This window comes from Streptomyces violens, assembly GCF_000717745.1.
Lineage (GTDB): Bacteria > Actinomycetota > Actinomycetes > Streptomycetales > Streptomycetaceae > Streptomyces > Streptomyces violens.
This window is the reverse complement of the sequence record NZ_JOBH01000010.1, coordinates 632,104-644,273: the sequence shown is the minus strand read 5'-3', so window position 1 is coordinate 644,273 and position 12,170 is coordinate 632,104. Positions and strand designations below refer to the sequence as shown.

Here is a 12,170-nt window from a genome sequence, read left to right as displayed (position 1 = left end):
TTGCGTTTCCGACTCTATCAGATCCTTGCGGCTCCGATTTTCGCCGGTGCGTTTCGGCCTTTCGGCTTCTTCGCGGTTCCAACCTTACCAGATCCTTTTTCAGTGATCCGGCCCCCTGTTGGAGCGGGGTTGCTTTCCGGTCCGGCCCTTTCGGGCTTTCCCTTTCGGCGGTTCCGACTTTACCAGATCCTCGTCCGTTCCGTTTCCGGTCCGAATTTGTTTCCGAGCCCTGTCGGCGGGCCCGCCCGTCAGCGGCAGAATTTCTCTGTCGCGTTTCCGGCGTGTCCACTACTTTAGCGGTTTTCGCTGCCGGTTCATAATCGAGCCGGTCGGTTGAATTTCGGCATGCCGAAATTGTTCCCGAAGGAAGGCCGTGCAGTAATGGGGTGCCGCCGGGCGGCGTGAGTGGCTGCCGGGAGCTGGTTGGCCCCGTGGCAACTCGGAGGACACTACACGAGGCTCCGAGTTCGTTCAAACCCGTGCCTGACGGCGGTCCGGACAGTACTGTGAGGGCCATGCATACGCGTGCGCTCGTACAGCAGTGGTGGCCCGCCTGACGGCGGCCGACCACAGCGCATGCATGATCACGGCCGCCGCCTCCGGCGGCCGTTCGCGTTTCTCCCTCCCGCAGCCGGCCGGTCGGATCGGTGCGGCGGTCTCCACGTACGCGAGCGACTGACAGGTCGTGAGCGACCGAGCAGGTAAGGGGACCGGAAATGACGCGGATCTTCAGTGGTGTGCAGCCGACGGGGCATCTGACGCTGGGCAATTACCTCGGGGCGATGCGGCGCTGGGTAGCGGAGGACCAGTACCGGGCGGACGCGCTGTTCTGCGTGGTGGACCTGCACGCGCTGACCGTCGACCACGATCCGGCGCGGGTGCGGCGGCTCAGCCGGCAGGCGGCGACGTTGTTGCTGGCCGCCGGGCTGGATCCCGAGCGGTGCACGGTATTCGTGCAGAGCCAGGTGGATGAGCACGCGCGGCTGGCGTACCTGATGGAGTGCACGGCCACGGACGGCGAGATGCGGCGCATGATCCAGTACAAGGAGAAGGCCGCGCGGGAGCGCGAGCGGGGCGGGAGCGTACGGCTGTCGCTGCTGACGTATCCGACGCTGATGGCGGCGGACATCCTGGCGTACGGGACGGATGAGGTGCCTGTGGGTGAGGACCAGGCGCAGCACGTGGAGCTCACGCGGGATCTGGCGGTCCGGTTCAACCAGCGGTACGGGCAGACGTTCGTGGTGCCGAGGACGACGCTGCCGGCGGTGGCGGCGCGGGTGATGGATCTCCAGGAGCCGACGGTGAAGATGGGGAAGTCGCGCGCCCGTACGGCGGGGATCGTCTATCTGCTGGATGAGCCGGAGGCGGTGCGCAAGAAGGTGATGCGGGCCGTCACGGACGCGGGCAGCGATGTCGTGTACGACCGGGAGGAGCGGCCGGGGGTCGCGAATCTGCTGGACGTGCTGGCGGCGTGTACGGGCCGCGATCCGCGGGGGCTGGCGGCGGAGTACGACTCGTACGGGGCGTTGAAGAAGGACACGGCGGAGGCGGTGGTGGAGGTGTTGCGGCCGATTCGGGAGCGGCATGCGGAGTTGGCGGCCGAGCCGTCGTATGTCGACGGGGTGTTGCGGGAGGGGGCGGAGCGGGCCCGTGGGATGGCGCGGCCTCGGGTGGACGCGGCTTATCGGGCGGTCGGGCTGCTGGCGTAGCGCGGCGCCGTGGGGGCGGGGGTGGGTGGGGCGGCGTCCCCGCCGTGGAGGTGCCGCTGTGCCCACCCGTGCCGCCCCAGCGGCACGATTGCCCACAGCGGCGGCAGGTCGCCCGCAGCTAGGGGAGGTCAGCCGTTGCCGGAGGCGAGTTCTCGGCTGCGGTCTCGGGCTGCTTCGAGGGCGGCGATCAGGGCGGCGCGTACGCCGTGGTTTTCCAGTTCGCGGATGGCGTTGATGGTCGTGCCCGCCGGGGACGTGACGTTTTCGCGGAGTTTGACCGGGTGCTCGCCGCTGTCGCGGAGCATCACGGCGGCGCCGATGGCGGCCTGGACGATCAGGTCGTGCGCCTTGTCGCGGGGCAGGCCGAGGAGGATGCCGGCGTCGGTCATGGCCTCGACGAGGAAGTAGAAGTAGGCCGGGCCGGAGCCGGAGAGCGCGGTGCAGGCGTCCTGCTGGCTCTCGGGGACGCGCAGCGTCTTGCCGACGCGGCCGAAAATCTCCTCGGCGTGCACGAGGTGCTCGTCGGTGGCGTGGGTGCCGGCGGAGATGACGGACATGCCTTCGTCGACGAGGGCGGGGGTGTTCGGCATGACCCGTACGACGGGGGTGTTCGGGGCCAGGCGCTCCTCGAAGAAGGAGGTGGGGATGCCGGCGGCGGCGCTGATGACGAGGCGGTCGGCGGGGACGTGGGGGGCGAGCTCGTCCATGAGCTTGCCCATGTCCTGCGGCTTGACCGTGAGGATGAGCGTGTCGGCGGCCTTGGCGGCCTCGGCGTTGCCGACGGTCTCGACGCCGTACTTCTCGCGGAGCTGGGCGGCGCGCTCGGGGCGGCGGGCGGTGACCAGGAGGTCGGACGGGGACCAGCCACCGCGGATCATGCCACTGAGCAGGGCTTCGCCGATCTTTCCTGTACCGAGTACTGCGACCTTCTGGGTCATGGTGCCGTTCACCTCTACGCTGCGCCGGGCCTGGGCCTTGTCCGTACGGTCATCGTCGCATCGGGTGGGGCGGGCGTGCGGGGGTGTTCCACGTTGTGGGCGAGTGGCCGGGCTGTCCGCGGCCGGTCAGCGCGTTCGGCGGCGGAGGGTGGCGGCGCCCAGAGAGAGCACCAGGAGGGCGCAGCCGGTGACGATCGCGGCGTCGCGGACGAAGGTGCCGGTGATGTCGGAATGGCGGAGTACTTCGTTCATGGCGTCGACCGCGTACGACATCGGGAGCACGTCGGAAAGGCCGGAGAGTACCGGCTGCATTTCGTCGCGCGGGGTGAAGAGGCCGCAGAGCAGTAGCTGCGGCATCAGGACCGCCGGCATGAATTGCACGGCCTGGAATTCGGAGGCGGCGAAGGCCGAGACGAAAAGGCCGAGGGCGGTACCGAGGAGGGCGTCCAGGACGGCCACCAGGAGCAGGAGCCAGGGGGAGCCGGTGACGTCCAGGTCCAGCAGCCATACGGAGAGTGCCGTGGCCAGCGCGGATTGGACGACGGCGAGCAGGCCGAAGGCGAGGGCGTAACCGGCGATCAGGTCGGCCTTGCCGAGCGGCATGGCGAGGAGGCGTTCGAGCGTGCCCGAGGTGCGTTCGCGCAGGGTGGCGATGGAGGTCACCAGGAACATCGTGATCATCGGGAAGATGCCGAGGAGGGAGGCTCCGGTGGCGTCGAACGTGCGGGGGTTTCCGTCGAAGACGTAGCGGAGCAGGGTGATCATCGCGCACGGGACGATGAGGATGAGGGCGATGGTGCGGGGGTCGTGGTGCAGCTGGCGTAGGACGCGGGTGGTGGTGGCCGCGGTGCGGGGCGCCGGCGCGCGGCGGGGGCGGGGCGCGAGCGCGGCGGCGGGGTACGGGTGGGTCGGGGCGGCGTCCCGCCGTTGAGGTGCCGCTGTGCCCACCCTCCCCCAAGCTCTCGGCTTCGCTCGAGCAGGGGGGACCCCCATCGCCCCAGCGGCACGATTGCCCACAGCGGCGGGGGTGGGAGTGGGTTGAGTGGGGGCACGATCAGCGGTGGCTTCGTCGACCAGCCGGAGGAAAGCCGCCTCCACCGTCGGCGTCCCCGTGCTGCTCGTCAGTTCGGCCGGCGAGCCGTCCGCCAGGACCTGGCCCTCGCGCATCAGGAGGAGGCGGTCGCAGCGTTCGGCCTCGTCCATGACGTGGGAGGAGACGAGCAGCGTCACGCCGCGGTCGGTGGCGAGGGTGTGGAAGAGGTTCCAGAGGTCGCGGCGGAGGACGGGGTCGAGGCCGACCGTCGGCTCGTCCAGTACCAGCAGCTCCGGGTCGCCGAGGAGCGCCACCGCGAGGGAGACGCGGCTGCGCTGGCCGCCGGAGAGGTTCCCGGCGAGTACGTCCGCGTGTGAGGTGAGGGCCACGTCGTCGATGGCGCGGTCGACGGCTGCCCGGCGCGCCGCGCGGGCGGTCCGTCCCGGGTGCAGGATCTCGGCGAAGTACGCGAGGTTCTGGCGGACGGTGAGGTCGTCGTAGACGGACGGGGACTGGGTCACGTAACCGATCCGGGGGCGCAGCGACGCCTCGCCGGCGGGCCGGCCGAGGACGTCGAGCGTGCCGGTGACGTGTGCCTGGGTGCCGGCGATGGCGCGCATGAGCGTGGTCTTGCCGCAGCCGGAGGGGCCGAGGAGGCCGGTGACCTGGCCGCGCGGGACGTCGAAGGCGAGTGCGTCCAGGACGGTCCGGCCGCCGCGGACCACCGAAAGGCCGCGGGCGCTTACAGCGGGGAGAGCCGGGACGGCGGCCTTCCCTGCCTCGGGCGCCTCGCCCGTCGCCTCTGCGGCCTCGCCCGTCCTGTCGGTCTCACCGGACGCGTAATTCATCATGTGTTGAATATGCGCTTGTCCGAAACGAGCGTCAAGCCCTCGCCTCCGGGGAACCTGCGAGGGGAGGTCAACGTTCGGTAAAGGTGTGCACGTTGTGTCACGGGCTGGGGTCGCCGAGCGTTCGGCAGGTCCGGCGTGTGGTGGTTCGGGGTGTGCTCCCGGCGGTCGCCGGAGCGAACGGAGAAGATCGTTCCGCTCCGATAACACCGCGTTAACCTGACGGTTACACGCCGACTTGCCTCGGGGTAACCACCTTTGGACACAATGGAATTGACTGTCCACGGACGCCGGAGGAGGCGACGATGGGGAAGCCGGGTACCGCGATACGCCCTGCCCTGACGCTTCTCCTTGCCGCACTGCTGACCCTGCTGAGCACGGCCGGCTTCGCCTTCGCCGAGCCCGTGCAGAGCGGGAGCGGGACACGGGCGACCGCGCCCGCGAGCGACGGGCCCATACCCGCCGGACCGGCCGCGCCCGCCACCCCCGCCCCAGAGATCAAGCACACCGCCAAGAAGGGCGGGAGCGAGGGCGAGGTCGGCCCCGAGACCGCTCACCTCCGGCGGGCCGTCCGCGTCTCTGCCGGACCGCCCACTCCCCCCGACCCGCGCGCCCTGTGCGTGTGCTGCCGCACCGCGCCGGCCGACGAACACGAGCCGGCCGTTCCGCTCACCCGCGCGCACGCCAAATCACTGCAGAGAACCGGTCAAATACCCCTCACTCTCTGCGTTTTCCGCTGCTGAGGGATGTCAGAACGGGCTTCCCCCCTGCCCGCGCACCGCACGGGCGTACGTCACCACACAACGGCTGACCGGAACCGGCTGCTGACCAGCACCGGTACTGGTACTGGCCGCTGACCTGTCGTACCCACGCCCGCTCGTACGGATCCAGCCATCCATCCGCAACAGCTCCTGCCTGCAGCACGCACTGCCGGCGGGTACCAGCTGGAGGCATCCTCATGCGCAGTTTCGTCCAACGGATCTCCAACTCCCGTCTCGGTCCCCCGGGCACCGGCGGACCGCCGGGCTCCGCCGAGGCCCCGCGCGGCACCTTCCGCGCGGACTTCACCGCCTCGCTCGTCGTCTTCCTCGTCGCCGTACCGCTCTGCGTCGGCGTCGCCGTGGCCTCCGGTGTACCCGCCGAGCTCGGTCTGGTCACCGGCATCGTGGGCGGACTGCTCACCGGCTTCCTGCCCGGCAGCAGCCTCCAGGTCAGCGGCCCGGCCGCGGGCCTGACCGTGCTCGTCTACGAAGCCGTGAAGGAGTACGGCGTCGGCGCGCTCGGCATCATCGTCCTCGTCGCCGGCCTGCTCCAGCTCGCCATGGGCGCGCTCAAGCTCGGCCGGTGGTTCCGCGCCATCTCGGTCGCGGTGGTGCAGGGCATGCTCGCCGGCATCGGCCTGGTGCTGATCGCCGGCCAGGTGTACGCCCTCGCGGACGCGAAGGCACCCGGCAGCGGCCTCGCCAACCTGGGCGGACTGCCCGACCTGTTCATGGACACGGTCGGCTCGAACTCGGCCCTGGCCGCGCTCGCGATCGGCGTCGGCACGATCGCCGTCCTCGTGCTGTGGCCGCGCTGGAAGAAGGGCGCGAAGATTCTGCCCGCGCCGCTCGCCGCGGTGGCGCTCGCCACGCTCGCGGTCTTCGCGTTCGACCTGCCGGTCGCGCGCGTCGAGGTACAGGGCCTGCTGGGCGCCATCCAGCCGCCGGGCGCCGACGACTTCTCGCGCGTCGCGGAGTTCGGCGTCATCGGTACGGTGCTCGCCTTCACGCTCATCGCGTCCGCCGAGTCGCTGTTCAGCGCGGCGGCCGTGGACCGGCTGCACGACGGGCCGAAGACGGACTACGACAAGGAGCTGATGGCCCAGGGCGCGGGCAACGCCGTCTGCGGCGTGCTCGGCGCGCTGCCGATGACCGCGGTCATCGTGCGGAGCTCCGCCAATGTGTCGGCCGGTGCGAAGACCAAGCTCTCCCGCATCCTGCACGGCGTCTGGCTGCTGGTGTTCGCCGCCGCCTTCCCGGCCGCGCTGGGCGTCATCCCGGTGGCCGCACTGGCCGGTGTCCTGGTGCACGCGGGCTGGAAGCTGATGCCGATCAAGGACATCCGTCCGCTGTGGCGTGAACACCGTGGCGAGGCCGTCGTGCTCGCGACGACCGCCATCGCCATCGTGGTCACCAACATGTTCGAGGGCGTGCTGATCGGTCTGCTCATGGCGGTCGCGAAGACCGCCTGGGAGACCTCGCACGTGCACCTGGAGGTGTCCGGCGACGGCGTCAGCGGTGGCAGCCACACCCACAGCGTCGTGGTGGCCAAGTCGGTGCACGGCTCCGGCTCCGGCTCCGCGCCGACCGCCACCCTCGACGAGGCCGAGCCCACGACCGCCGTGGCGGCGGGACCGGTCCGCGTACGCGCCGTCGGCAACGCCACCTTCCTGCGGCTGCCGCGCCTCCTCGACCAGCTGGAGGCGCTGCCCGCCGACCGCGAGATCCAGCTCGACCTCTCGGGCCTGCGCCACCTCGACCACGCCTGCGAGGCAGCGCTCCTGGGCTGGGCCGAGCAGCGCCGCCGGGAGCTCACCGAGCCGGCCGGTGTGAGCATCGATCACATGCCGGTGCGCGGGGCCGTCTCCTGATCCGCCACCGCTGAAACAGGGCCCTCGACGGCCCTCGTCCTGGGACGTCCCCCTGGTGGCGGAACGCGTTCCCGTCGCCAGGGGGATACAGGAATCCGTACGACCTCATAAGGTCAGCGCAACCTCTCCTGTCCCCCACACCCCAGGACTGACTCTCCGTGAATCGCCGGCCCCTGCGCGCCTGTGGCGCGACCGCCGCCCTCTCCGTGGCCCTTCTGCTGTCCGCCTGCACCCACGACCTCGCGGCCGGTCCCGCCGGCACCTCGGCCGTGGACGGCCGGGACACGCTCGGCGACCCGCTCTTCCCCGCCCTCGGCAACGGCGGCTACGACGTACGCCACTACGCGCTCGGCCTGGACTACGACGTCCGGCACGGCAGCCTCGACGCCACCGCCCGCCTCACCGCGACGGCACGGCAGCGCCTGGCCTCCTTCTCCCTCGACCTGCACGGGCTGAAGGTGACGCGCGTTCAGGTGAACGGCGAACGGGCGAAGTTCTCCCGCCGCGGCGACAAGCTGCGGGTCCGGCCGGCGAGCGCGCTGCCGAAGGGTCGTACCTTCCGCACGGCGATCGCATACGAAGGGCACCCGACGGACTTCGCCGACCCCGACGGGTCGAAGGAGGGCTGGGTCCGCACGGCGGACGGGGCGTTCGTCGTGGGCGAGCCCGCCGGGTCGCAGACCTGGTTCCCCGGCAATCACCACCCGAGCGACAAGGCCGCGTACGACATCACGGTCACCGTCCCCAAGGGCTACACCGCCGTCGCCAACGGCGAGTTGAAGGAGCGTCCGGAGACGAAGGACGGGGCGCGGACCTTCCGCTGGCACAGCGGGGAGCCGATGGCGTCCTACCTCGCCACCGCCACGATCGGGAAGTTCCGCGTGCGGACCGGCCGTACGGAGCAGGGCGTGCCGCTGTACGTGGCCGTGGACCCGAAGGAGGCGGAGCGGAGCGCCGAGCCGCTCGCGAACCTGTCGGAGATCGTGAGCTGGGGGAGCAAGATCTTCGGCCCGTACCCCTTCTCCTCCGCCGGGGCCATCGTCGACCACCCGCCCCGGGGCATCGACTACGCGCTGGAGACGCAGACCAAGCCGATCTACTCCGGGGCTCCCGACGAGGTGACCGTGGTGCACGAGATGGCGCACCAGTGGTTCGGCAACTCGGTGACGCCGGAGACCTGGCAGGACATCTGGCTGAACGAGGGCTTCGCGACGTACGCGGAGTGGCTGTGGGCCGAGCGCCACGGGGGCAAGGGGCCGCAGCAGCAGTTCGACGCGCACTACCGGCTGCCCGCGGGCGACCCGCTGTGGGCCTTCCCGCCCGGCCGCCCGGGCAAGGCGGAGAACGTGATGGCCACGCCGGTGTACGAGCGCGGCGCGATGGTCCTCCAGCAGTTGCGGAACGCGGTCGGCGACCGGACGTTCTTCCGCATCCTGAAGGAGTGGCCCGCCGCGCACCGGCACGGCAACGCCGGATCGAAGGACTTCATCGCCTTCTGTGAGCAGCACGCGCACAAGGATCTGACGGGGCTGTTCGACGCCTGGCTGTACGGGGAGGGGAAGCCGGGCCGGACGTACTGAAGCGTCTAGCGGCGCTTCTTGTTCCTGGCCCCGCCCTTCGCGCCCTGTTTGCGGGCCGCGGGGTTGCCCGTACGGGCGGTGCGCCGGCGGGCGTGGCGCTCGCGGGCCGCTTCGTACTCCGCGCGGTGCAGCTTCTCGCCGGGCGCCTCGATGAGCGCGCGGCAGAAGTAGGCCAGCAGCGAGCCGATGAAACCGATCAGCATCAGGCTCTGCGCGGACTTCTCGGCCTTCTCCGCCGCGCGGTCGGCGGCCGGTTCGCGGCGCCGGACGAACCCCTCCCACGTGCGGCGGAAGGCGAGGGCGCTGCACACCGCGAAGCAGACCACGATCAGTACGTTCACCAGCGAGCCCACCTCGGCGACGGCCAGGCCCTCGAAGGCGAAGCGCAGTACGAAGGCGCCGAGCGCGGCGAGCACGAGGGCGCCGAGGGCCACGCCCGCGCGGCGCAGCGCGTAGCCGCCGTCGTGGTGGACCCAGGTCGTGCCGAAGAACCGGATGGCGACCGGCTCGGGGCCGGCCGGCTCGTCGGCCGGGCGCTTGTGCTCGTCGCTCATGCCGTCGATTATCCCCGGCCGCTTCCGCACGGTGCCGTCCGGTCAGCTCCCGCAGGGCCGGGCGACGAAGCCGTCACTCCCGGTCTGCACGTAGGTGTCCGAGACGTACTCGCCGCTGCCGATGCAGTCCCAGATGTCGCTGGTGCCGTACGGGCCGCTGACCCGCTCGCCGTGGCGCTGGCAGCGGATGGGCACCGAGGAACCGGCCGGGAGGGTGCGGACGACCGCGGCGTTGGTGCTCGGGCCGCTACGGACGTTGAGGCGGTAGCCCGGCGCGACGGGATAGCTGCGGTAGGCCGCGACGGTGCCGGCCGCTCCGGCCGCGCTGTCGGCGGTGTTCTCCTGTGTGCTCATGGTGCGGTCCCCCGTGAAATGTCGTGTGAATACGGGGTTCAGGCTAGCAAGCCGCACCCGAGCCGTAACCGGCATCCGCCGGGCATCCACTAGGCTCCGAACGTCGCATCTGCGGCCGATTACGCGGCCGAATACACGGGGGTGGGGAGATGCCGCCGCTGCGGAGTTCCGGCGCCGGACCGGAAGCGGAACATCCGGAATACGCGGGGAACTACCGGCTGGAAATGCCGCTCGGTTCGGGCGGTATGGGCGTGGTGCACCTGGCGCGTTCGGCGTCCGGGCTGCGGCTCGCGGTGAAGGTCGTACACGCGGAATTCGCCCAGGACCCGGAGTTCCGGGGCCGGTTCCGGCAGGAGGTGGCCGCCGCGCGGCGGGTCAGCGGGGCTTTCACGGCGCCGGTCGTGGACGCCGATCCCGACAGTGAGCGGCCCTGGATGGCGACGCTCTACATTCCCGGGCCCACGCTTTCCGCGCATGTGAAACGGAACGGCCCGCTGCCGCTGGACGAGGTACGGAAACTGGGGGCCGGACTCGCGGAAGCGCTGCGCGACATCCACCGCGCCGGCGTGGTGCACCGCGATCTGAAGCCGAGCAATGTCCTGCTGGCGGCGGACGGCCCGAAAGTCATCGATTTCGGTATTTCACGACCATCCGACAGCGAAATGCGGACGGAAACCGGCAAATTGATCGGGACGCCGCCTTTCATGGCGCCCGAACAGTTCCAGCGGCCGCGGGAAGTCGGTCCGGCGGCGGATGTGTTCGCGCTGGGTTCGGTACTGGTGCACGCGGCGACCGGCAGCGGGCCTTTCGATTCGGAGAGCCCGTATCTCGTCGCGTACCAGGTCGTCCATGACGAGGCGGATCTCGCGGGCGTGCCGGAGGAGCTGGCGCCGCTGCTGCGCAGCTGCCTGGCGAAGGATCCGGCGGACCGCCCGACGCCGAGCCAGCTCATGGCCCGACTCCGCGTCGACCTCCCGACGGAGCTGCATCTGGAGCCGCTGTACGAGCCGTCGTACGCGCCGGCGGCGGCCGCGCTCGCGGCGCCCGCCATGGGTTCCGTCCCCGCGACGGACCCGTCCGTGGGCCCGGAATCGCTCCTGGAGCCCGACTCGTCCCTCGACGCGCCGGGACCGCGGACCTGGGACGCGCCCGTGCCGCGCATACCGCATCAGCACGGGCCCGCGGAGGCGGTACCCACCCATGTGCGGGCTCAGGTACCGGCCGGTCCGCCGGCGCCCGCGGCCTCGGCCTCGGCCTCGGCGAAAGCCCCCGCGTCCCGCCGTCCGCGCCGCTGGCCGGTCTGGGCGGCGGTGGCGGCGGTCGTCGTCGGCGGGGGCGGCTTCCTGGGCGTACGGGCGCTGCTCCCGGAGGACGGTCCGGTGCGGCAGCAGCCCCGCAGTACGGCCGAGCCCTTCCACCCCTGGCGCACCGCCCTGCTCGAACGTTCCGCCGACCACCCCGCCGAGATGCCGTTCTGCTCCTTCGCGCCGCGCACCCCGTCGAAGGCCGCGGCCCTCTTCTGTGCCCAGCGCGACGTACGGGCCGCGCGTCTGGACCCGGAGCACGGCGCCGTGAAGTGGCGGCTGCCCGCAGGCCCCGCCGCCGACACCGACCTGCCGCCCGCCGCGCCCACGCTCTCCGGCGGCCTGCTGTACGCCCTGTCCCCCGACGGCCGGCGGCTGGACGCCTTCGATCCGGCGGCGGACGGCAAGGGCGCCCGGCGCTGGAGCAAGGACGTCTCCGCGTACGACGGGCAGGTCGCCGTCGTGGGGGACGCGGTGCTGCTCACGGCGGCGGACGGCACCGTGACGGCGCTGGACAGCCGGACGCACGAGCAGCGGTGGCGCCGCTCCTTCCCGGGGCACGCGCTGCCCCGCTTCCACGCGTACGGAGCGACCGCCGGCACCGCGTACACGGCCACCGCGCAGGACGACGGCCGCACCCTCGTCACCGCGGTCGGCCTCGCGCACGGCACGGTCCGCTGGGAGAAGAGGCTGCCCGGGACGCTCACCCCGGCCGGGACCGGCAGCGGCGGCGCGCTCTTCCTGACCTCGGCGGCGCTGGACTCCCGTACCAAAGCGGTCGTTCGGTACGACCCCGGCAGCCGCGCGGTGCGGACGTACCGGCTGCCGGCACCGCTGGACGACGCGCTCGCCACGGTGCGCGGCGACACGGTCTACCTGCTCGCCTACGGGGGCACGCTGCAGGCCGTCGGCGCGCGGACGTGGCAGGTGGAGACCTCGGTCAGCCGCGGCTCGCAGCCGGTGGTGGACGGCGACCGGCTGTACTTCAGCGCGGCCGACGGGCGGCTGCTGGCGGTGGACGCCCGGCGCGGGGCGATGCTGGGGCAGACGCAGCCGCGGCTGGCCACGGGGCGCGGCGGCTTCCTGGAGACCGTGCCGGCGCCGGTGGTCGCCCCGGGCGCGCAGCGGATCTTCGGGTCGGCCCCGGACGGCACGGTCTTCGGGGTGGACGCGGAGGATCCGGGCCGCTGGTAGCCGATACGCGGACGCCCCCGGCGT

9 protein-coding genes and 1 pseudogene are annotated in these 12,170 nt (G+C 71.8%); 5 read left to right on the top strand and 5 right to left on the bottom strand.

Going from position 1 to position 12,170, the window contains the following annotated elements; translation table 11 throughout:
* Nucleotides 1-716: 716 nt before the first annotated feature.
* A complete protein-coding gene (trpS, locus tag IF04_RS0122085) occupies nt 717-1,709 on the top strand; it encodes a tryptophan--tRNA ligase (protein ID WP_030260533.1) in 993 nt (330 codons plus the stop codon).
* Nucleotides 1,710-1,837: 128 nt separating this feature from the next.
* On the opposite strand, the gene proC is transcribed toward trpS, so the two are convergent.
* The 3 genes and pseudogenes from proC to IF04_RS39320 form a co-directional block, all read right to left on the bottom strand.
* Nucleotides 1,838-2,647, bottom strand: coding sequence for a pyrroline-5-carboxylate reductase (gene proC / locus IF04_RS0122080; protein WP_030260529.1), 810 nt, complete (start codon nt 2,645-2,647; stop codon nt 1,838-1,840).
* A 126-nt stretch (nt 2,648-2,773) separates the two neighbouring features.
* Nucleotides 2,774-3,595 (bottom strand): ABC transporter permease, encoded by an 822-nt coding sequence (locus IF04_RS39325; RefSeq protein WP_051831456.1) that lies wholly within the window; start codon nt 3,593-3,595, stop codon nt 2,774-2,776.
* A gap of 270 nt (nt 3,596-3,865) precedes the next feature.
* Nucleotides 3,866-4,528: pseudogene (locus IF04_RS39320) on the bottom strand (ABC transporter ATP-binding protein); the annotation flags it as partial.
* Between the two features lie 305 nt (nt 4,529-4,833).
* Here IF04_RS39320 and IF04_RS0122070 point away from each other — a divergent pair.
* The 3 genes from IF04_RS0122070 to IF04_RS0122060 all read left to right on the top strand — a co-directional run bounded on the left by IF04_RS0122070 (nt 4,834) and on the right by IF04_RS0122060 (nt 8,740).
* On the top strand, nt 4,834-5,271 hold the full coding sequence (locus tag IF04_RS0122070; RefSeq protein WP_030260522.1) for a hypothetical protein: 438 nt from the start codon (nt 4,834-4,836) through the stop codon (nt 5,269-5,271).
* Nucleotides 5,272-5,486: 215 nt separating this feature from the next.
* Nucleotides 5,487-7,160 (top strand): SulP family inorganic anion transporter, encoded by a 1,674-nt coding sequence (locus IF04_RS0122065; protein WP_063829505.1) that lies wholly within the window; start codon nt 5,487-5,489, stop codon nt 7,158-7,160.
* 158 nt (nt 7,161-7,318) lie between these two features.
* Nucleotides 7,319-8,740: a M1 family metallopeptidase gene (locus tag IF04_RS0122060; protein WP_030260515.1), complete on the top strand. Its 1,422-nt coding sequence runs from the start codon at nt 7,319-7,321 to the stop codon at nt 8,738-8,740.
* Nucleotides 8,741-8,745: 5 nt separating this feature from the next.
* Here IF04_RS0122060 and IF04_RS0122055 read toward each other — a convergent pair whose 3' ends face one another.
* Both IF04_RS0122055 and IF04_RS0122050 read right to left on the bottom strand, forming a co-directional pair.
* Entirely contained in the window at nt 8,746-9,294 is a 549-nt protein-coding gene (locus IF04_RS0122055; RefSeq protein WP_030260511.1) for a hypothetical protein, read from the bottom strand.
* A gap of 42 nt (nt 9,295-9,336) precedes the next feature.
* Complete coding sequence (locus IF04_RS0122050) at nt 9,337-9,648, bottom strand: SH3 domain-containing protein (protein WP_030260508.1); 312 nt, start codon at nt 9,646-9,648, stop codon at nt 9,337-9,339.
* Between the two features lie 149 nt (nt 9,649-9,797).
* Here IF04_RS0122050 and IF04_RS0122045 point away from each other — a divergent pair, with 149 nt between their 5' ends.
* Nucleotides 9,798-12,146 (top strand): protein kinase domain-containing protein, encoded by a 2,349-nt coding sequence (locus IF04_RS0122045; RefSeq protein ID WP_030260505.1) that lies wholly within the window; start codon nt 9,798-9,800, stop codon nt 12,144-12,146.
* Nucleotides 12,147-12,170: the final 24 nt, after the last annotated feature.